This is a genomic window from Ensifer sp. ENS06 (assembly GCF_014852205.1).
GTDB lineage: Bacteria > Pseudomonadota > Alphaproteobacteria > Rhizobiales > Rhizobiaceae > Ensifer > Ensifer adhaerens.
The window spans coordinates 1-21,348 of record NZ_JACVBC010000025.1 but is presented as its reverse complement, the minus strand read 5'-3'; the positions used below and the strand labels follow the sequence as shown (position 1 = coordinate 21,348).

Here is a 21,348-nt window from a genome sequence, read left to right as displayed (position 1 = left end):
CTCGCCGGGGCGTTTGTTACTCCGCGGCGGACCGTCGCGGCAGCACCCAGTTCGGACGCGGGAAGTGGCAGGTATAGCCGTTCGGATAGCGCTCCAGGTAATCCTGGTGCTCCGGCTCCGCCTGCCAGAAGTCGCCGACGGGTTCCAGTTCCGTCACTACCTTGCCCGGCCACAGGCCAGAGGCTTCCACATCCGCAATGGTGTCCTCGGCAATGCGCTTCTGTTCGTCATCGACGTAGTAGATCGCCGAACGATAGGAGGTGCCGATGTCGTTGCCCTGACGGTTTTTCGTGGTGGGGTCGTGGATCTGGAAAAACAGCTCCAGAATCCGCCGATAGGAGGTCTTCGCCGGATCGTAGAATATCTCGATGCCCTCGGCATGGGTTCCGTGGTTGCGATAGGTCGCATTGGGCACGTCGCCGCCGGTATAGCCCACACGGGTGCCGGTGACGCCGGGGAGCCTGCGGATCAGATCCTGCATTCCCCAGAAGCAACCGCCGGCCAGAACAGCTCTCTCGGTCATTCAGATATCCTCCACCTGGTTCGTGAGCGCGTCTTCGCTTTTTCTCCCACTGGCTGCGGGCCAGCGCGGGAGATGGACTGTAATATAGGAACTCCTGCTGCCAAGATCAGGAGGGCGGTTCCAAATCCGCGTTTTGGCTCGGCACGTGTCGCGTTACCGGTGCCACTGCTTTAAAAGGCGATCGATGTCGCTCCCGGCAGCCGACGGGTCGTCGCCCGGCCGATCTGTCCGGTTCCCCCAACAATGGCGGCTCTGGGCATCACGAGATCCTTTGCGAGTTTTCCGCGTTTGACGACCCACAGTGTGAATGTCCGCTGCATTCCGCAGCCGGAAGGAAAGTAGCCAAAGCGCATTCAAATCTACCGTCATGCTGACGGCAAGGCCGCTGAGGACCGGCTTTGTGGCGACAGTTGCGCCAATCGGTGGGCAGGGGCTTTGTCGCCCTACTTCGGGCGGCGGAACTCCGTGTCGCGAGGAGGTTCAACCCCCTAAAATTAACCTATGTTTAAGCATGCGCTTTAAAATTGAGTTCTTCTGTAATAGTATTCGCGGCATGGGAGGGTGTGGGGCTCATTCGCGTCTTCTCTACCGAATGAACGAGGATGCGATGCGCTTTGTGTGATGCGCGGTCGTTTCTGTATGTATTGAATTTCGATCTCAAATGTATTCGTTCCTAGCTGCATAAATTTAACTGCGTAATATCTCTGCGATTTTGCAATGTGGGTCTTTTTAAGTATCTAATTGTGGGCTGGCTTCCATGTGTATTTCCGTGGCATTTGTCGATGATCACCCTATTCTTCTTGATGGTTTAATCAGTGTTTTTTCTGGTAAGAGCGATCTGGAGATCGTTGCGAAGGGCGAGAACGCGGTTGACGCTTTAAGAATTGTCGAAGATCATTCTCCGCGCGTGCTCGTACTCGATCTCAGCATGCCGGGGGATGCCGTTGCGGCCATCGAGTTGATTGCTCGAAAGTACCAGGGCACGCGCATCATCGTCTTCACGGCGAATTCAAGCATAGAAACGGCGATCCAGGTGCTGAACTACGGTGTTGCCGGCTATGTGCTCAAGGGCAGCAGGGCCAGCGATCTGCATCAGGCGATCCGCATGGTCTATGACGGTGAGACTTTCATCTCGGCGGGGTTTGCCACAAAGGTCATCATGGCGATGAAGACCGCGGAGATGCGCCGGCGCGAACAGGCGCAACAACGCCTCAGTCTTCGTGAAGAGCAGATCGTTCGGCATCTGATGCGCGGTAGCACCAATCGGGAGATCGCGCGCTGTCTCGATATCAGCGAAAAGACGGTCAAGCACTACATGAGCGTGCTCATGCAGAAGCTCGATGCCAGGAACCGCCTTGAAGTCGTGCTGGCCGCCCAGCGGCTCGACGTGATCCCGAAGGTTGCCGGCGAGCGCGAGCGGATCAACTAGAGAACGTCGCGCAAAAGTGCGCAGCGGTTTTGCGATAACGACATTCGACAAATCAATAATTCAACGCACCGAGCCAGTCTGAAAGATCGCGACGCCCTTTAGGGCATCCGGCGGCTGGTGAACCGGTGAACGGCCAGCAAATTCGTTTCCGAGGCCGCGTCTTCGGTGAGAGGAATGCACCGACCCTGCCGGCGGTCCGGCTCACGTCTTGCGGCTTGTCGAAAGCTTCAGATGTCGCTGCGCCAGCAGCGCCGCTTCGACCCGGTTCTTGGCGCCGAGTTTGATGAGCAGTCGACCGACATGGAATTTCACCGTCTTGATCTGCACGCTCATTTCCTCGGCGATCGTCCGGTTGGTGCAGCCGCGTCCCAGCAGGCGGAAGACGATCGCCTCCTTCGGCGTCAGCTTGTCGACAAGCCGCTCCACCCGGTGGCCTTCGGTGCGGTTGCGAATGACGCCGAACAGGCGCATGCCAAGTGCGGGCGAAAGATAGGCTCGCCCCTCGGCAACGGTTGATATCGCCGTAATCAAGTCCAGTGCGGGAGCACCCTTGAGCACGTAGCCGGCCGCACCGGCATCAAGTGCCTCCAGCACGTCATCGTCCTCCTCCGACACCGTCAGCATCACGATCTTCGTGGTTGGCCATCGCGTCGAGATTTCACGGGCGGCGTCTATCCCGCTGCCGGGCATGGAGATGTCGAGCAGCGCCACGTTCGGAAGAAAGTTTTCCACGAGCCGGAGGGCATCCTCTTTCGAGCCTCCTTCGCCGACGACGGCAAAGCGCTTGTGCGCTGATAGTGCCTGCAGGACGCCCATTCGAAAGAGTGCGTGGTCGTCGACGACGATGACCGAAGATGGTTCATCCATCGAGCATTCCTCCTCCGAGATCCAGTGTCATCTGGAGCTCCGCCCCGTCCCGTCGATGTACGAACTTCAGCGTGCCGCCAAGGCTCTCCACCCGCTGTTGAAGACCGTGAATGCCGAGACCGCTGCCATCCGGCTTGTCGCTGGAACTGCTCTTGGCAGACGGGCCGCCATGGTCGCGAACGCTGAGGTTCAGAACGGTGCCATCGATGCGGCAACGGATAGCCTGGCCCCGGCCGTTCGCATGCCGGTGGGCGTTGTTCAGGCCCTCCTGAACAAAACGGTAGATGCAGGTCTTGATAACAGGCGGGAGAGGCAACTTGCTGCCGCTGCCCTTGATGGCAACCTGGGTTCCCGTCCGCGCCTCGTGAAGTTTTGCTGCCCGCCCGATCACCTGGTCGAGGTCCAGATGCTCGATATCCGGTAGCAGCAGCGACCGCGCGATCAGGCGGATTTCCTTCAGGGCTTCTTCCAGCGTGCCACATATCACCTCCAGCGCCTCTTCACGCTCGGATCTGGACCGTGCGACGCGTACAGGCTCCGTCTGCAGGATGGCAAAGCCGATAAGCTGCGCCGGACCATCATGCAGATCCGCACCAATTCCGCGCGTCAGACGTTCGTTGGAGTCCGTCATGCGCAAGGAAGCGAGCCTTGCGCGATCGCGCAGGACGCGAATTTCTTCCGAAACCCGTTCGGCCTCCTCGGCGCGCTGCTCCAGCCGCAGACGCTGCCGCTCGATCGTTGCGCTGCCACGATGAACGATTGCGAGCAGCCCGAGCATGATGAGGGTGGATGCGCCGGCAACGACCGTCCAGCCGATCAGGCGAACCTCGAAGATCTCCCAGTGCAGGGTATCCGTATCTTCGTGTATCTCCGCGACAGCAACGACTTCACCGGTATCGGACCGGCGCAGCGGACTGTAGATTTCCAGATACCGCGTGCTCAGGCTGCGCAGCGTATGCTCGCTCGCGGTCAGGTCCGCATATTCCGCGGCAACGTCGCCCTTGAGCGCGCGCAGAAGCCCCGGCGGCGGGTTGAAACGGCGGCCAATCAACTCCTTCGAGGTAGAGTAGGCGACCGACCCATCCGGCAGCCACAGCTCGAAGTAGGGAAAACGATCCTTGAACTGCGGCTCGGCAAAAAGCTCGTCGAGACGAAGCCGTCGTTCTGCCGAAAGCTGGCCCGACTGGGCAATCTCGTTTCCGGCCGGTTCGAGAATGCTCTGCATGAAGAGGGCCGTCGCAGCCGCGCGATCGACCGCCGCATTATGAGACACTTCGCGAGAGATGAGATAGCCGGAGACGGCTGCGACCAGAAAGATCAGCGCGCCGCAGGCAAGCAGGAACTGCATGGAGAGGGTCTGCCGGCCAAACCATTGTCGTATCGGCAGCAGCAACCGACGGCGGCCCACTAGCGCCGGCTCCGCTGGCGCGGCGAACTCATGCGAAATACCCCCTGAATGCTCAGTCACGCTGCGCGATTTCCTCTCGGATTGCGTGCCGCGGAAATGCAGTGCCCCGGCCAAGCCGCCCAGGCGATGATCGCACTATTCTGGCAAATTGAAAGACCTTCTCCAGTCAATTTCTACGGGAGAAAGAAGAACTGGACCTAAGTCCAGGTTTTTCATTGGACCAATGCCATGAGTGCACGTCCACTAGTCCGAAATCCGCTCCAACCTTCGTCGACAATCTCGTCCGACCTTGCGCCGTTTCTTTCGTCGGCGCCGCAGCTCACCATACGAGCATCAGAAGGCCTATTTCGGCTCACGAACGAGACACGAAAAGCAACCGGCGCGCCGGGGAGGACAGCCTCACCGCCGGACGGTGGAACTTTGTTTGAAAACGGGCGGCCGCGATTGCGGGGTGCTCCGATGGAGGGAAAAATGGTAAAGCTTAACCGGAACGACCTCGACTTCATCCTGACGCAGATCAAGATCGCCGAAGCCCACACGGCAGCCATCAACGGCGGCGCCGATCCGCGTGCCGCTCTCGAACAGCTGGTATCGAGCCCCCTTCTTCCCTACGGCCTCCGCACGGTCGATGGCTCATTCAACAACTTCCAGCCGAACATGACACAATTCGGCTCATCCGATGAAACGATGGTGCGGTTGCTGACGCCGAACTACGCGCCGGCCGAAATCAACCCGCGCAACGGGCAACAGACGAGCTATGCCGATCCGACGGGGTCCGTCTACGATAGCCAGCCACGGCTGATCTCCAACATCGTTGCCGACCAGTCGCTCGACAATCCCGCCGCGATAGCGGCAGCGCTTGCGTCCGTCGACATCAAGGGGGCGGAAGCCCTCGGCATTGTCCGCACGGTTATGGATCTGCAGGCAGCTGCACGCGCAGCGCATGCCGCCGTGGCGACGGCGGCTGCGAACGCTGCCGCCGCCGTCGCTGCCGCCAATGTCGTCGTCGCCAATGCTCAGACGGCGCAGGCAACGGCGCAGGCGACTTATGACGCAGCCGTCGTCGTCCAGTCGGGAGCAACGCAGGCGCTCGCAAGCGCCAATGCCGCTCTGGCCTCGGCAATCGCGGCACGCGATGCCCATGCGCCTGTGGTCGCGACCGCCCAGGCGGCTGCCGCCACGGCACTTGCAGCCAGCCAGGCCGCTGCGTCGGCGGTGTCCGATGCAACGGATGCACGCAACATCGCCTTTGCCAATCTGGCCTTGGCCGAGCAGGCGGAGAGCGCCGCCCTCACGGCGTTCCAGAATGCGCCGACACCGCAAAACAGCGCGCTGTATCTCGCGGCTGTGGATGCACGAGAGGACGCTCAGATCGCCTACGATCTTTCGGTCGAGAATCTGGAAGACGCTTCGGCGGCACTGACGACAGCACAGGCGGAGCACGCGACCGCGGTGATCGTCCTGCAAGACGCTGTGGCCGAGCAACAAAGCCTGGCAAGCGCCGTCGACGGTGCCCAAAGCGCTGCAGCAAGCGCCTCTTCGGCGCTGGCGACCGCCGATGCGGTGCTGGACGCGGCAGCGGGGGACCTGGCGGACGCAACGGATGCCCTCGATGACGCGATTGCCGCGCGCGACGCAATTCCGACTGGAAGTGCCGCGACGGCCGCCGCCGAGGCCGCGGCCGCCGCGGCCGATGCCGCTGTCATCGATGAGCTTTCGTCTCACGGTGTGACGATGGATGGCGACAACGTCTTCATCAAGAACGTTGCCGCCGACCTCGGCGACACCGCTTCGTTCAACGGGTTCATGACCATCTTCGGCCAGTTCTTCGACCACGGCCTCGACCTGACCTCGAAGGGCGGCAGCGGCAACGTCATCATTCCCCTGCAGCCGGATGATCCGCTCTATGTCCCGGGTAGTGCGACCAACTTCATGGTCCTTACCCGCGCGACCAATGACCCGGGCGCTGATGGTGTACTCGGAACGTCGGACGACATCCGCGATCACCGCAACGAGACCACACCGTGGATCGATCTCAACCAGGTCTATACGTCCAATCCATCGCACCAGGTCTTCCTGCGCCAGTATGTGCTTGTGGACGGCAAGCCCCTGGCAACGGGCGAGATGTTACACGGCGCAACGGGCGGACCGCCGACCTGGGCTGATATCAAGAACCAGGCAAGAGACCTGCTCGGCATCGAGCTCAGCGACCTGAACGTTCATAGTGTGCCGCTCCTGGTGACGGACCTCTACGGCGAATTCGTTCGCGGACCCAACGGCCTGCCGCTGATGATAACCGTCAACGGACCTGTCGAGGGCAATCTCGCGAACCCGATCGATGCAGTCACGGCGCTGAGCGCCGGCCGCGCCTTCCTCAACGACATCGCCCACAGCGCCGTACCGAGCGGTCCTGTCGATCACGACCGGAACCCGCAAACTGCCCCCGTTGCTGTTGTCGCGGACGACGACGATGTTGCCGGCAATCCGATCCTTCCGAACGCATTCGGCGTCAACGTCACCTATGACGATGAGTTGCTCGACGCCCACTTCGTCGTCGGCGATGGCCGCGGCAACGAGAACATCGCGCTGACGGCGACCCATTCGGTCTTCCACAGCGAGCACAACCGGCAGGTCAGCGCCATCAAGGCGACGGTGCTGGCCGAAGGAGATCTGGCGCTGCTCAACGAGTGGCTGCTGGTCGACGTGACCACGTTCCCGACCAGTTCCACAGGCCTCGTATGGGATGGCGAGCGTCTCTTCCAGGCGGCGCGCTTCTCGACGGAAATGGTCTACCAGCACCTCGTCTTCGAGGAGTTCGTCCGCGCCGTGGCGCCGCAGATCGATGCCTTCGTGTTCTCCCACTCCGTCGAGATCGACGGTGCGATCTTCGAGGAATTCGCCCAGGTCGTCTATCGCTTCGGCCACTCGATGCTTGCCGAAAACGTCGAGATGCTCACGCTGAACGCTCAAGGCGCGGCAACACCGCAGGAGCTCGGCCTGATTGAAGCCTTCCTCAACCCGCTGGCGTTCAACAATGCAGGCGTCGATGCACACGCTGCCTCCGGCGCCATCATTCGCGGCATGACCCAGCAGGTCGGCAACGAGATCGACGAATTCGTGACCAGCGCGCTGCGCAACAACCTCGTCGGCCTGCCGCTGGACCTCGCGGCGGTCAACATCACCCGAGCGCGCGAAACCGGCATTCCCTCGCTCAACGAGGCGCGACGCCAGATCTACGAACAGACGAACGACAGCTACCTCAAGCCCTATGAGAGCTGGGCGGATTTCGCCCTGCACATCAAGAACCCGCTTTCGATCGTCAACTTCATCGCCGCCTACGGCACCCATGAAACGGTCCTCGCCGCCACCACGGCCGAGGCAAAGCGGGATGCCGCCTGGGACCTCGTGTTCGGCACGACCGGTGAAACGCCGGCGGACCGCCAGGCGCGGCTCGATTATCTGAACTCTACCGGCACATGGGCAGCGCGGGAAACCGGCCTCAACAAGGTGGACTTCTGGATCGGCGCCCTAGCCGAGGCGCTGATGCCCTTCGGCGGCATGCTGGGCTCGACCTTCACTTTCGTCTTCGAACTGCAGATCCAGAACCTCCAGAACGGCGACCGCTTCTACTATCTGAGCCGCACGCAAGGGCAGAACCTGCTCAACGAACTCGAGGCCGACAGTTTCGCCGACTTGATCCGCCGCAATACCGACACTGAGGACAGCGGCCTTCACATCAACGGCTCGGCCTTCCAGACGGCCGACTACATCATCACGATGGATCAGACCAAGCAGTGGAACCACGGGCTCGGCAATGCTGACCCGACCCGTGAAGCCGACGTGATTTCTGCGGTCACGGGCACCGATTCCCTCGTCGTTCGCGGCACCAATTACCTGCGCTTTACCGGTGAGGAGCACGTGGTGCTTGGCGGCACGAACACCGGCGAAACCCTGATCGGGGGTGCAGGCGACGACACGATCTGGGGCGAGGGCGGTGATGACCGCATCGAGGGCGGCTTCGGCGTCGACCATCTGCACGGCGGTGACGGCGACGACATCATCACGGACAGCGGCACCGACATCGGCGCAAGCGACGTCATCAAGGGCGAAGCCGGCGACGACGTCATCAATGGCGGCATGGGCCTCGACCTGATCTTCGGCGGCGACGGCAACGACGTGCTGGCCGGCGGGGAGGATCAGAAGACGCTTTCGGGTGGCCAGGGCAACGACTTCATCCGGGCGCCCACCGGGGGTGGCGGCGCCATTCTCGGCAACGAGGGCGACGACTGGATGGAAGCCCAGGGCAATATGACGACGCTCACGGGCGACAATTCGGAACTGTTCTTCAACTCCCGCATCATCGGCCATGACGTGATGATCGCGGGTGAGAACGATACCGATTTCGATGCAGAATCCGGCGACGACATCATGGTGCAAGGCATCGGCGTCAACCGCTCGAACGGCATGGCCGGCTTCGACTGGACCACGTTCAAGAACAACAACTACGACGCCGATGCGAACATGAACATCAGCATCTTCGTCAACCAGCAGAACAACATCCTGCGCGACCGTTATGATCTGGTCGAAGGGCTCTCTGGCTGGGATCGCAACGATACGCTCACCGGCCGCGACGTGGTCATCGGCGGTTACGATCCGAACGGCAATGCGGCTCAAGTCGACGCCGACGCTCCGATCGAGAGCTTCTCGAACGCGCTGCTCGAAAAGAATGTCGACCGGATCGCCGGGCTGCGCGAGCTCGTCGCCCACCTCCAGCGCTTCGACCTCTACAATCCGCACAACCTCGATGCGAACGGCATTCCGATCAACCCGGCGGGCGCAAAGGAGGTCGCCGTGATGGATACGTCCGACGGGTCGGACATCATCCTCGGCGGCGGCGGTTCGGACACGATCCGCGGCATGGGCGGCAATGACATCATCGACGGCGACAAGTGGCTGAACGTACGCATCCTCGTCTCGCCGCGTGAAGGTCAGGGCTGGTCTGCCTTCAGCGTCGACTCGATCGCCGACATCCAGAGCCGCCTGTTTTCGGGCGAGATCAAGCCAAGCCAGCTTCAGGTCATCCGCGAGATTGTCGATGGCGGCAAGGCTGGCGATGTCGACACGGCCGTCTATTACGACAACTTCGAGAACTACGAGATCACCTTCAATGCCGATGGCAGCGTGACGGTCGCCCACACAGACCCCACCGCCGGCGTCATCGACCCGGTAACCGGACGCAATCTCGAGGCCGAGGGGACCGACCGCCTCTTCAACATCGAACGCATCCAGTTTGCCGATCGGGTCCTCGACCTTCGTGGTCCTTCGCTCGACCTGCACGCTTTCGACAGCGGCAATTATCGCGATGCCTTCGGTTCCGCGAACTACGCCAACTCAAACGGATCGGCGACCTGGACTTCGCCATGGATTGAGACGGACGACCGCACGACAAACGTGGCGACGACGGGCGAAATCCGCGTCACTGGCGGACAGCTCGAATTCCGCCAGGACACAGGCGCCGGCTCTACGCCAGCGGGCGCCACGATCACCCGGACCGTCGATCTTTCCATGGTCGGCGCCGGCACTGCGACGCTGAGCTTCAGCTACGAAGAAAGCGGCCTCGACAACGGCGAAACCTTGCAGGTGCAGTTCTCCGCCGATGGCAACAACTTCACGACCATAGAGACGATTACCGGCGCATCGAACGATGGGATGGCAAACCTCTCGCTTGCGGGTCCGTTCACGGCCTCGTCTGCGATCCGCTTCGTCTTCAGCGGCGTGAACGGCAACACCGAAACCGTTCGGATCGACAATGTGAATGTCGAATACACCACGCCCGTCGACGACGGAACGACGGCCTGGAACGCGACCTTCACGGAAAACCAGGCAGCCGTCGGGATCTCGAGCCTCTCGGGCATCACCACGGACGAGACGATCGTCTCGGCACGCGTCGTGCTGAAGAACATGGCAGCGGGCGACGCGCTCTCGGCAACGACGGCCAACGGTCGCCCCGCGGCAATCGCGGTGTCGCAGGCAGTGATTGCCGGGGAACTCGTGCTGCTGCTCACAGGCGAGGCGAGTGCAGCCGATTACCAGCGCGCGCTGGACGCCGTCCGGTTCTCGAACACCTCGGATAACCCAGCCATCACGGCGCGGACCATCGAGGTGACGGTGAATGACGGCTTCCGGGACAGCCAGCCGGCGACCGCCACAATCAGCGTCGTTGCCGTGGACGATCCCATGATCGCCAACAACGATCGTATCGTGACGAACTGGACCAATGGCAATCCCTTCACGATCCCGAGCTGGGCGCTGCTCGCCAACGATGTTGATCCAGACAGCGCCATGGCGATTTCGGCGATCACGCAGGCGAACAGTCTCACGGCAACCCTCGGCCCGGATGGCGTCACGATCAACGACAACGGCGTTGCTGTCGGTGGCAGCTTCACCTACCGCGGAACCGGTACGGATACGGCAACCGTCGACGTGGTGCGCGATATCCTGGGCACAATCGACGGCGGGACCGGCAACGACATTCTCGTCGGCGACAATGCGGCAAACACGCTGAACGGCAACGCGGGCAATGACATTGTCTTTGCCGGTGGCGGCAATGACACGATCAACCAAAGCAGCACTCAAGGACGCGATATCATCGACGGCGGTGCTGGCAGCGACACCTATGTGCTTTCGGGCAGTGCCGGCGCCGAACTGTTCCGCATCTATGCCATCACCGCCGGCCAGAACGCCAACCTGGCAACAAGCCTGAACACGACGTTCCTGGCCTCGACGGAAATCGTGATCACCCGCACCGTCGGCGGCGTCGAAAGCGTCATCGCCGAGCTCGACAACATCGAGGAGATCAGCGTCAACACCCTGAACGTGACGAACAACAACAACAATGGCGGCCCGGACCAGGGCGTCAGTCAAGGCGACACGATCCAGGTCATCGGGAATTTCGACACGACCAGCCTGAACTACTCCACGATCACCGTCGAAGGCTCCGCCGGCAACGACGTGATCGACATTTCGAGCCTGTCTTCGGCGCACCGCATCGTCTTCCGCAGCAATGGCGGTCAGGACACCATCGTCGGCGCGCTGCGGCCTCAGGATGTCATCGAGATCCCGACGGGTGCCAATCCTGCCGACTATGCTGAAACCGACAACGGCGACGGCACCAGAACCCTTTCGAGCGGCACGCACTCCATCACCTTCGTCGGCGACACGCCGAGCCTCGTTTCCGGCGGAGACAATGATGATGATGATGAAGACGAAGGCGGTTCGGACGACGACGGAGATGATGACCACTGCGGCTCGGGTGACGGCTCCGGTGACGCCGACGGCACATCCTTGCCGGTTGCGGCCCGCACGCTGATCGGCACGGCGGCCTCCGATGTGCTGCTCGGTGGGGCCGCCGGCGACATCCTGCTCGGCGGGGCATCGGCTGACATTCTCTCTGGCGACAGCGGCAACGACGTGTTGCGCGGCGAGGATGGCGACGATGTGCTGAGTGGCGGCGACGGCGATGACGTCGCTTCCGGTGGGGCCGGCAACGACGAAGTCCACGGCGGAGCTGGCGCCGACATGCTGTTCGGTAATGGCGGCGACGATCTTCTCTACGGCGATGCCGGCAACGACATCATCGAAGGCGGCGCCGGGGCGGACAAAGTCTGGGCCGGCGACGGCGACGACATCGTGCTTGCCACGCTCAACGACGGTTCCGACAGCTACTGGGGCGGCGATGGCGTCGACACGCTCGACTATTCGGTGGCGACCGGCAACCTGAAGGTGGATCTCGGCAACGGCTTCATGGGCCGCGGCCAGGTGGTGGGGGCCGAGGTCGGCACCGATACAATCTACGGGTTCGAGAATATCATCACCGGTTCGGGTCACGACGAGATCACCGCCTCGACGGCCGTCAACATCATGGACGGCGGCCTGGGTGACGACGTCTTCCGCTTCACGTCGGTGGCGGCGGCCGACGGCGACACGATCTACGGCTTCTCGCCGGGCGACCGGATCGACTTCTCGGCGATCGATGCGAGCAGCGGGCAGGCCGGCAAGCAGGGCTTCACGCTTTCCAGCGGCACGACGCTTTCAGGGGCGGGCCAGATCGTGGTTACGCACGAGACCCGCGACGGTGCCGACGTAACCGTGATCCGCGGCAGCGTCGATGGCGACCAGGATGCCGAGTTCGCACTGACGCTCGACGGCACCCACAACCTCAAGGTCGCCGACTTCAACGGCGTCTCCTGAACATGAAGCACACGTCCCGGCCGACTGACGTCGGCCGGGACGGCATGCGGGGCGGGCAAAAGGGGATCTCATCATGAGCAAGAAGAAAGAGCCGCAACACAAGATCGGCGGCATGCGCGGTATCCTGATTTATCTCTTCGGTCTCTCGGGCATCATCAACATCCTGGCGCTGACCGGCGCCTTCTACATGCTGCAGATCTATGACCGGGCGCTGACCAGCGGCAGCATCTCCACCCTGGTGGCGCTATCGGTACTCGCGGTCGGGCTTTACCTGTTCCAGGGCCTGTTCGATGTCATCCGCTCGCAGATCCTGGTGCGTCTCGGCGCGCGGCTCGATGCGGAACTGGCACCGCTCGCCCACAAGGTGGTGATCGAAATGCCGCGCTTCGGCTATTCGACCGCCGAGGCGACGGAACGCGGCCGCGATGTCGACACGCTGCGCGGCTTTCTCGCCGGCCAGGGCCCGGTGGCGCTGTTCGACCTGCCCTGGATCCCGATCTATCTCGCCTTCGTCTGGCTCCTGCATCCGATGCTGGGTTACCTCACGCTCGGCGGCGCCTTGGTTCTGGCGCTGCTGACGGTGATCGCCGAAGTGATGACGCGGCGCCATTCCAGCCCGACGATCAAGGCCTCCGTGGCGCGCAGCTCGATTGCCGAAAGCAATGCCCGCAACAGCGACGTGCTGCACGCCATGGGTATGACCGGCCGGGCCGTGGCGCGCTTCGAGAAGGCCAATCGTCGCCACCTCGACTGTCAGACCAAAACCTCGGACATCGGCGGCACCTTGTCGGGCCTGTCGAAGGTGCTGCGCATGATCCTGCAATCGGCGATCCTCGGGCTCGGCGCCTATCTGGCGATCCGCGGACAGATGTCGGCCGGCTCGATCATTGCCTCGTCGATCGTGACGGCCCGGGCACTGGCGCCGGTCGACTTGGCAATCGCGCAGTGGAAGGGCGTCGTCGCCGCCCGCCGCAGCTATCACCGCCTCAACGAGACGCTCGGCGTGCTCGACGAACGCGGCGGCAATCTCGACCTGCCGGCGCCGCAGCAGAGCCTTAGCCTCGACAAGGTGACGACGGTTGCGCCTTCGACTGGCGCGGTGCTTCTGAGCGAGGTGAGCCTCGAACTGAAGGCCGGCCAGGCCGTGGGGCTGATTGGCCCGTCGGGTGGCGGCAAGACGACGCTCGCTCGCACCATACTCGGCATCTGGCCGGTGCTGCGTGGGGCTGTGCGCATCGACGGCGCCGATCTCAGTCAGTGGCCGGAGGGGTTGTTCAATCAGCATGTCGGCTACCTGCCGCAGGACGTGGCGCTGATGGATGGCACCGTGTCCGACAACATCTCGCGCTTCGCTGAAGCGCCGAATGCGCGGGCGATCATCCGCGCCGCCAAGGCCGCCGGCATCCACGAGATGATCGTGCACCTGCCGAATGGCTACCAGACCGAGCTTGGTCCCCATGGAACCGCCCTGTCCGCGGGCCAGAGACAGCGCATCGCCTTGGCACGCGCACTCTATGGAGACCCTTTTCTCGTGGTGCTCGACGAGCCCAACTCCAACCTGGACGCCGAAGGTGAGGAAGCGCTCAACCGGGCGATCCTCAATGTGCGCGAGCGCGGCGGCATCGTCGTCATCGTCGCCCATCGCCCGAGCGCCTTGCAGACGGTCGACATGATCGGCCTGGTGCAGGGCGGACGGCTGGTCGCCTTCGGTCCGAAGGAGGAGATCCTGCCGTCGCAAAAGACCCGGCCATTGGTGGTCGAAAAGACCCGACGTGCGGATGCCGGCGGACAACCGCCGCAACGGGTGTCGGCGGCGGCTGAGTGAGAGACCTTAAGAGGTTCGGCCGCAGGCCGAGGAGGATGTCATGGACGAAAAGCTCATCCTGAAGCGCCCCGACAGCCAACAGGCGATCGCGCCGATGAACCGGTACGAGATCGCGGACAAGCCCGGGCGCAAGCGTGGGCGGCTGGTGCTGTCGGCGCTGTTCCTCGGCGCGCTCGGTTCCGTGTTCGGAAGCAAGGAAGGCGAAAGCGAACCGGCGAAGCACGATCCGAATCCCGAGCCGGTCGGTCCCGGCCAGCCGAGCGAGGTGCTCGACATGTCCGGGGCACTCGGGGCGATCGAGGATGCCGCCGCTTACGTGCAGGGGCTTCTGCAAGACCTGGCGTTTCCGGACGAGGCCTTGCCGTCAAAGCTCGGCCGCCTGCGCTCCTCGGTGCGGCTTGCTTTCGACGAGGGCCTGCCCACAACCGATCTCATCGACGAGCGGCCCTATAAGACAAGCGCGCGCCCCGCCAACGACAACGGCCCGCAGGGTTTCGATTTCCCCGGTCTGGCGTCCTTCGGCAGTTCGCCGTCCGGCCGGGTAGAGGACGACGATGCTGATGACGATGACGGCAGTCCCGGTGGCGGCGATGACGACGACGATGACGAGCCGGGTGGTCCTGGTGGTCCCGGCGATGGTGACGACGACGACGGCAGTGCCCGCAGCAATCGCCTGCCTGTCGTCACCGGACGCAATGTGCTCGCCAACGGCCTGATGAACCTCTCGGCCGTCATCCTGTTGAACGACCTTCTCGCCAACACGGTCGATCCGGACGGCGACAGGCTGTCGATCGCCAACCTGACGGTATCGAATGGATCTATTCGCGCCTATGGCGAGGGCATGTGGCTCTATACGCCGGAACGCGGCGATCTCGGTGAGGTCACTTTCACCTATTCGGTCTCGGATGGCACCGGCCGTACCGTCAATGGTGCGCTGATGACGCTGATGGACTGGCCGGCGAACGAGATCAGGGGCACCGAAGGTGACGACGTGATGCGCGGCACGCCGCAAAAGGACATCATTGCGGCCCTTGGTGGCGACGACATCGTCTATGGCCGCGAGTCCGACGACACCATTCTCGGGGGCACCGGCAACGACACGCTCATCGGCGGCGACGGTAACGACACGCTTTACGGTGAGGCCGGCAATGACCGTCTCTATGGCGGGCGCGGCAACGACATTCTGTTCGGCGGGATGGGGGACGATCACCTCTATGGGGAAGAGGGGGACGACATCCTGCTTGGTGAGGCCGGTGACGACTATCTCTCGGGCGGCGCGGGAAATGACCGCCTGTTCGGTGAGGAAGGTACCGATGTTATCGATGGCGATGCCGGCAACGACCTCGTCGATGGCGGGGCCGGTAACGACCGGCTGACCGGTGGCTCCGGCGACGACACGGTGCTTGCCGGCACCGGCGATGACATCATCGTCACTGGCCTCACCGCCGATGAAACCCGCAGCGCATCGCCGCCCGCCAGCGATGGCGACGATCACTATTCCGGTGGCGAAGGCCACGACACGCTCGATGCCAGCAGCGCACAGGAGACGGTCGTCATAGATCTCGTCGCAGGCACTGCCACCGGCGCGGAAATAGGCTCCGATACGATCGAGAGCATCGAAAACGTGATCGGCGGTTCCGGCGACGACCGGATCACCGGCGACGAGAACTGCAACACGCTGATCGGCAATGACGGCAACGACGTCATTGCCGGAAATGCCGGGGACGATACCCTGATTGGTGGCAATGGCGACGATGTCGTCTCCGGAGGCGCCGGCAACGACACGATCGTGGTCGTCGCCTTCGATGGCAGCGGCGACGCCGACGATGACGGCAACGACAGCTATAGCGGCGGCGATGGCATCGACACGCTCGATCTGTCCGCGCTGGTGCAGGCGGTTCTCGCCGACATGGATGCCGGCATCGCCGAAGGCGACGAGATCGGCGAGGATCGCATCGAGGACTTCGAGATCATCGTCGGCGGGCGCGGCAGTGACCGGATCTCCGGTAGCCGCGGTGACGACATGCTGTTCGGTGGTAATGGCGACGACAGGCTGCGCGGCCGCGACGGCGATGACGTGCTCGTCGGCGGTGCTGGCGACGACGAACTGAAGGGCGAAGATGGCAACGACACCTTCGTCGTCGTTCTCCTCCCCGGCACCGACGACGGAGACGATACGATCGACGGCGGTGACGGCGTTGATCGCTACGATGCCTCCGCAGCGACACAGGCGGTGGTGATCGATCTCGACCGCGGCGTTGCCACGGGTGTCGAGATCGGCAACGACAGTTTGAGTTCCGTCGAGACCGCGATCGGCGGCAAGGGCAACGACATCATCGTCGCCAGCAATGCCGTCAACGTCCTGGCCGGTGGCGCAGGCGCAGATATCTTCGTCTTTCGTAGCCTCGCTGCCCTTGCCAATGGCGGGGAGGGGCGCGATGAGATCCGCGACTTCCAGGTCGGAGACCGCATCGATCTGTCGAAGATTGCCGAAGCCATCGGCGGCCTCGCCTTTGCGCCGTTTGCCGATGACGGCAGCCCGACGCCGGTCAACCGCATCACCTTCTACCACGAGACCTTCAGCGACAGCGAGCGCACGGTCGTGCGCGCCGTCATCGATCTCGAGCGCGACGAAGATCTCGAATTTCTGATCGCCGGCCGCCACGCGCTGACCGAGCAGGATTTCATTCTCGCAGCCCTGGATACGGCCGGCGAGCAGCAGAGAGACGCCGTCTAAGCAATCGCAAGCAACACCACCCGCATCAACCAGAGCTGTCACGCGTTACCGGGAGAAGGCCATGATCAGCAGAGAGAACGAGACCAAGACCACCAAGGTCGAAGACAAGATCGCAAAGGACAGCAGCCAGTTTGGCATCACCTCGCGCATCGTCGTCTCCGCTGCCTTTGCCGCCACTCTGCTTTTTGGCGTCGGCGGTTGGGCCGCCCATGCCCGGCTTTCTGGGGCCGTCATCACCCAGGGCCAGGTCGCCATCTCCCAGCAGGTCAAGCTCATCCAGCACCGTGACGGCGGCATCGTCTCCGAAATCGCCGTGCGCAACGGCGACCAGGTCAGGAAGGGCGACGTGCTGATCCGCCTCGACGAGACTCAAACCCGCGTGGAGCTCGCGATCGTGCGCGGTCAGTTGCAGCAGTTCTACGCCATGCGCGCCCGGTTGAAGGCCGAGCGGGATGGCGAGGCCGCCGTCTCGTTCGATGGCCTCGATGTCAGCGAGGTGCTGAAGGTCAGCGAGCTCAAGCTGTTTGAGGCCAATCGCCGGATGATCACCAGCCAGGAAGAGCAGATGCGCCTGCAGATCACCCAGCTCGAAGAGCAGATCCGCGGCCTCAAGGCTCAGACCGGATCGAGCGACGCGGAAAGGGAGATCGTCGAGAAGGAGATCGCCAAACTCGAGACCTTGCTGAAGAGCGGCCTGGTGCCAGTCTCCGAACACCGTGATCTCCTGCGCCAGATGGCCCGGATCGACGGCTCCAAGGGCGAACTCGTGGCGCGGATCGCCGAGGCGGTCGGGCAGATCAGCGAACTGCGCATCAAGCTGCTCGCCATCGATCAGAACACCCGCAAGGAAACCCAGACCCAGATCGTCGGCATCGAGGCCAAGATCGCCGAACTCAGCGAGCGCGAGGTCGCCGCCCGCGACCGGCTGTCGCGCATGGAGGTGCGCGCGCCTGTCGATGGGCTCGTCTACGACCTGCAGGTCCATACCATCGGCGGCATCATTGCCCCCGGCGCCAGCGTGATGTCGATCGTGCCCGAGGATGACGACCTGACCGTTGAAATCCGCATCCCGCCGGCCGACATCGACCGTATCGCGCCGGGCCAGGCCAGCCGCCTGCGCTTCACCGTCTTCAATCAGCGCACCACCCCGGAACTCGATGGCCAGGTCGGTGTGGTTGCCGCCGCAACAACCATCGATCGCGCCACCGGACAACCCTATTATCTCGCCACGGTCGACATCACCCAGGCGCTGGACAAGCTTGGCGACCGCAAGCTGATGCCGGGCATGCCGGTCGAAGTCTATGTCCAGACGGACGAGCGCACGGCCATCTCCTATCTAACAAAGCCCTTCACCGACCAAATGCTTCGAGCCTTCCGCGAGGAATGATTGCGTGCGTCACCGTGGAGGGAACGCGCCGGCACTTTGCCCTTGAGCAGGGGGGCTATAGAGGCGACCATGCATCGTCGCCTCTATAGCGCGCGCGCCTATCAGAAGGACGCCTTGCGCACCTGGCGGACGCCGAGCGTGAGCCTTAAGGTGGTGACGTCGGCTGCGACGAGTGCGCCATGGAGGCGGCCTGTTTTTCCAAGGAAAACGGCGTCCAGGGAAGCAATCACGAATTGCATGGCCGCGGGAAATAAATCTTCACTTGCCGCCTAGCTTCCGATAATGCGCGAGGGGTCTGCGCCTAAGAACCTGCGCGCATGAGGAGAACCATCTTGAATGTCGATGAGAAGCTGGAACCAATTCTAACGGAAGTGCTGAGGCGCAACGCCGGCGAGCTGGAATTTCACCAGGCCGTACGGGAAGTGCTTGAAAGTCTGGGGCGTGTCATTGCCAAGCATCCGCGCTATGCGGAACAGGCCCTTATAGAACGGATCTGCGAACCCGAGCGGCAGATCATCTTCAGGGTGCCTTGGGTCGACGACGCCGGGCAGGTACAGATCAACCGCGGCTTCCGCGTGCAATTCAACTCCGCACTTGGGCCCTATAAGGGCGGGATACGCTTTCATCCTTCCGTCAACGTCGGGATCATCAAGTTCCTCGGCTTCGAGCAAACCTTCAAGAACGCCCTGACAGGCATGCCGATCGGCGGCGGCAAGGGCGGCTCCGACTTCAACCCGAGAGGGCGAACGGATGGGGAAATCATGCGATTTTGCCAGTCGTTCATGACCGAGCTCCACCGACACCTGGGCGAATACACGGACGTTCCTGCCGGCGATATCGGCGTCGGAGGCCGGGAGATCGGCTATATGTTCGGCCAGTACAAGCGGCTCACCAACCGGTATGAGGCCGGGGTGCTGACGGGCAAGGCGCTGATTTACGGCGGCTCGCGCGCACGCAAGGAGGCAACGGGCTTCGGTGCGACCTACTTCGTCCAGCGGATGCTCAGCACCAAGGGCCTCGATTTCGAAGGCAGGCGCGTGACCGTATCGGGATCCGGAAACGTCGCTATCTACACCATGGAAAAGGTCGCGGAGTTCGGTGGCAAGATCGTCGCATGCTCCGATTCCAACGGTTATGTCGTCGATGAGGACGGGATCGATCTCGAATTGGTCAAGCAGATCAAGGAGGTTCGCCGTGAGCGGATATCCGAGTACGCCAGGCTGAAAGGCTCCAGGGCACACTATGTCGAGGGCGTCTCCGTCTGGGACGTTCCTTGCGATGTCGCGATGCCCTCGGCGACCCAGAACGAGCTCACGGGCAAGGATGCCCGCACTCTGGTGAAGAATGGCGTCATCGCAGTAGGCGAGGGGGCAAACATGCCGTCGACCCCGGAAGCGGTTCGCATCTTTCAGGATGCAGGTGTCATGTTTGCCCCTGGCAAGGCCGCCAATGCGGGCGGTGTTGCGACATCGGCTCTCGAGATGCAGCAGAATGCCTCTCGCGACAGCTGGACGTTCGAGCAAACCGAAACACGGCTTGCCATTATCATGCAGTCGATCCACGACCGTTGCGCCGAGACCGCCGAGGAATACGGGAACCCCGGCGACTATGTGCTCGGAGCCAACATCGCCGGCTTCGTGAGGGTCGCCGAAGCGATGGACGCGCTCGGCGTCATCTAATGCTTCTGCTGGAGGGAGCCGGCTTGCGCTGGCTTCCTCCAGTAATTCGTCGAAGCTCTTGGGGCTGAGACTGTAGTACCACCGGTCACGGCTAGTTTCGTGAGCATGGCGCGCGATCCTATGGGGAGGCCGTACCATGCTGCTGGCTGGTCCGGGCTGCGAGACGGTAGCAAGAGCCAATCGGCGCAGATAGAATTTATGAGGCGACGAGACCGTCGAAAACCTCGAGCATGGCATCGCTGATTGCCTGGCCGAGGGCGGCCGCGGTTTGCGACAGGGCTTCCTCGTCTGCGCCCTGGGCTGCGATTGCGAAGGCTGCGCCTTCTCCCGTCACGATTTCCTGAGCGCGCTGAATGGCCCAAAGGGCAAAGTCGTTACGATCGCTGATTTCTACCGTTTCCATGATTTCCTCTGATTGTCCGTGTGGAAGAATTCTTGTGGCTTTGCCGGGCGGCCGAGAGCCCGGGGTCGGCTTCGCAACCCCATCTAACCGTCAACGGCATCACTGCCAAAGCCCTAGAACCGGGAGCAGGGTGCTTTGAAGCCTTAAAATGGCATCCGGGCTATCCGCCCATTTCCGTCGACTGTCAATCAGCAGTCGATGCCGCTTTGCAATTGGCTTGCCTTATCAGAGGCTTCGGGTCATCTTTTGAGAGACGTCGGCCTCCGTTGCGCAGCTGATGTTGACAATCGTAAGCGCCTGTTTGCGGGCCATCTTTTAGCTTACGTCCCGCTCCGGCGCGCGCTCGACGACCGACCGAGCCACCACGCGCCTTTTACCCGATTTTCAGGGGAGCTCGAAGACTACATGTCTTAGGAAGATGCCGAACATACGGTGCGCACGGTCATAGCGTGGGGCCGGGTCGACGCCGTACCGCCGGTGTTGATCCGCTCCAGCAGACGACGGACCTGACGGGTGCTCAGTTCAAGCACGCGCGCCGCCGACGCCAACGTCATGCGTCCGGCGATCACTTTCGACAAAACCTCAATCCGTTGCAGATCGCGTTCGCTCATCGCAATCAATCCCATCCGCAATCTCCCAGGTCATCAAAACCCGGGGAGAGTGACATTCCAACTTTGCAGGATCAGGACACTTTAACTTTGCGGCTACAGATTTTGTGGCAGCCAAGTTGAACTGTCCACGTTGGCGCAAAGTAGAAATGTCACTTTGGGCGCGTCGCCAGCCATTTAGACATGCGACACTCGACATCTCCGCTGGCGCTGAGGCAAGCCCCCGACCGGA

11 protein-coding genes and 1 pseudogene are annotated in these 21,348 nt (G+C 62.6%); 6 read left to right on the top strand and 6 right to left on the bottom strand.

Annotation, left to right across the window (positions count from 1 at the left end; translation table 11 throughout):
* Nucleotides 1-16 precede the first annotated feature (16 nt).
* Entirely contained in the window at nucleotides 17-523 is a 507-nt protein-coding gene (gene msrA / locus IB279_RS35855) for a peptide-methionine (S)-S-oxide reductase MsrA (RefSeq protein ID WP_060520547.1), read from the bottom strand.
* Between the two features lie 757 nt (nucleotides 524-1,280).
* On the opposite strand from msrA, the gene IB279_RS35850 reads away from it, so the two are divergent.
* Nucleotides 1,281-1,952, top strand: coding sequence for a response regulator transcription factor (locus IB279_RS35850; RefSeq protein ID WP_060520546.1), 672 nt, complete (start codon nucleotides 1,281-1,283; stop codon nucleotides 1,950-1,952).
* Nucleotides 1,953-2,153: 201 nt separating this feature from the next.
* Here IB279_RS35850 and IB279_RS35845 read toward each other — a convergent pair whose 3' ends face one another.
* Both IB279_RS35845 and IB279_RS35840 read right to left on the bottom strand, forming a co-directional pair.
* Nucleotides 2,154-2,819 (bottom strand): response regulator transcription factor, encoded by a 666-nt coding sequence (locus IB279_RS35845; protein WP_060582226.1) that lies wholly within the window; start codon nucleotides 2,817-2,819, stop codon nucleotides 2,154-2,156.
* Nucleotides 2,812-4,287 (bottom strand): sensor histidine kinase, encoded by a 1,476-nt coding sequence (locus IB279_RS35840; protein ID WP_244496920.1) that lies wholly within the window; start codon nucleotides 4,285-4,287, stop codon nucleotides 2,812-2,814. Before IB279_RS35840 ends, IB279_RS35845 begins: the two co-directional genes overlap by 8 nt.
* Nucleotides 4,288-4,698: 411 nt before the next feature.
* Between IB279_RS35840 and IB279_RS35835 the strand changes: the two genes are divergently transcribed.
* From IB279_RS35835 to IB279_RS35820, 4 genes are all read left to right on the top strand, one after another.
* Entirely contained in the window at nucleotides 4,699-12,477 is a 7,779-nt protein-coding gene (locus IB279_RS35835; RefSeq protein ID WP_192341179.1) for a peroxidase family protein, read from the top strand.
* Nucleotides 12,478-12,550: 73 nt separating this feature from the next.
* On the top strand, nucleotides 12,551-14,302 hold the full coding sequence (locus IB279_RS35830; RefSeq protein WP_090301724.1) for a type I secretion system permease/ATPase: 1,752 nt from the start codon (nucleotides 12,551-12,553) through the stop codon (nucleotides 14,300-14,302).
* Between the two features lie 40 nt (nucleotides 14,303-14,342).
* A complete protein-coding gene (locus IB279_RS35825; protein ID WP_192341177.1) occupies nucleotides 14,343-17,039 on the top strand; it encodes a cadherin-like domain-containing protein in 2,697 nt (898 codons plus the stop codon).
* A 61-nt stretch (nucleotides 17,040-17,100) separates the two neighbouring features.
* A complete protein-coding gene (locus IB279_RS35820; protein WP_060582232.1) occupies nucleotides 17,101-18,426 on the top strand; it encodes an HlyD family type I secretion periplasmic adaptor subunit in 1,326 nt (441 codons plus the stop codon).
* 101 nt (nucleotides 18,427-18,527) lie between these two features.
* On the opposite strand, the gene IB279_RS37775 is transcribed toward IB279_RS35820, so the two are convergent.
* On the bottom strand, nucleotides 18,528-18,656 hold the full coding sequence (locus tag IB279_RS37775) for a hypothetical protein (RefSeq protein ID WP_256439321.1): 129 nt from the start codon (nucleotides 18,654-18,656) through the stop codon (nucleotides 18,528-18,530).
* A 102-nt stretch (nucleotides 18,657-18,758) separates the two neighbouring features.
* Between IB279_RS37775 and gdhA the strand changes: the two genes are divergently transcribed.
* Nucleotides 18,759-20,105 (top strand): NADP-specific glutamate dehydrogenase, encoded by a 1,347-nt coding sequence (gene gdhA / locus IB279_RS35815; protein ID WP_192341175.1) that lies wholly within the window; start codon nucleotides 18,759-18,761, stop codon nucleotides 20,103-20,105.
* A gap of 196 nt (nucleotides 20,106-20,301) precedes the next feature.
* Here the strand turns inward: gdhA and IB279_RS35810 are convergent, their stop codons facing one another.
* A complete protein-coding gene (locus IB279_RS35810) occupies nucleotides 20,302-20,508 on the bottom strand; it encodes a hypothetical protein (protein WP_060520539.1) in 207 nt (68 codons plus the stop codon).
* A 443-nt stretch (nucleotides 20,509-20,951) separates the two neighbouring features.
* Nucleotides 20,952-21,134: pseudogene (locus IB279_RS35805) on the bottom strand (helix-turn-helix domain-containing protein); the annotation flags it as partial.
* Nucleotides 21,135-21,348: the final 214 nt, after the last annotated feature.

Excerpts from the sequence above, each read along its gene's own strand:
- msrA (WP_060520547.1), bottom strand. The coding sequence starts at position 523 with ATGACCGAGAGAGCTGTTCTGGCCGGCGGTTGCTTCTGGGGAATGCAG.
- IB279_RS35850 (WP_060520546.1), top strand. The coding sequence starts at position 1,281 with ATGTGTATTTCCGTGGCATTTGTCGATGATCACCCTATTCTTCTTGAT.
- IB279_RS35845 (WP_060582226.1), bottom strand. The coding sequence starts at position 2,819 with ATGGATGAACCATCTTCGGTCATCGTCGTCGACGACCACGCACTCTTT.
- IB279_RS35835 (WP_192341179.1), top strand. The coding sequence starts at position 4,699 with ATGGTAAAGCTTAACCGGAACGACCTCGACTTCATCCTGACGCAGATC.
- IB279_RS35830 (WP_090301724.1), top strand. The coding sequence starts at position 12,551 with ATGAGCAAGAAGAAAGAGCCGCAACACAAGATCGGCGGCATGCGCGGT.
- IB279_RS35825 (WP_192341177.1), top strand. The coding sequence starts at position 14,343 with ATGGACGAAAAGCTCATCCTGAAGCGCCCCGACAGCCAACAGGCGATC.
- IB279_RS35820 (WP_060582232.1), top strand. The coding sequence starts at position 17,101 with ATGATCAGCAGAGAGAACGAGACCAAGACCACCAAGGTCGAAGACAAG.
- IB279_RS35810 (WP_060520539.1), bottom strand. The coding sequence starts at position 20,508 with ATGGAAACGGTAGAAATCAGCGATCGTAACGACTTTGCCCTTTGGGCC.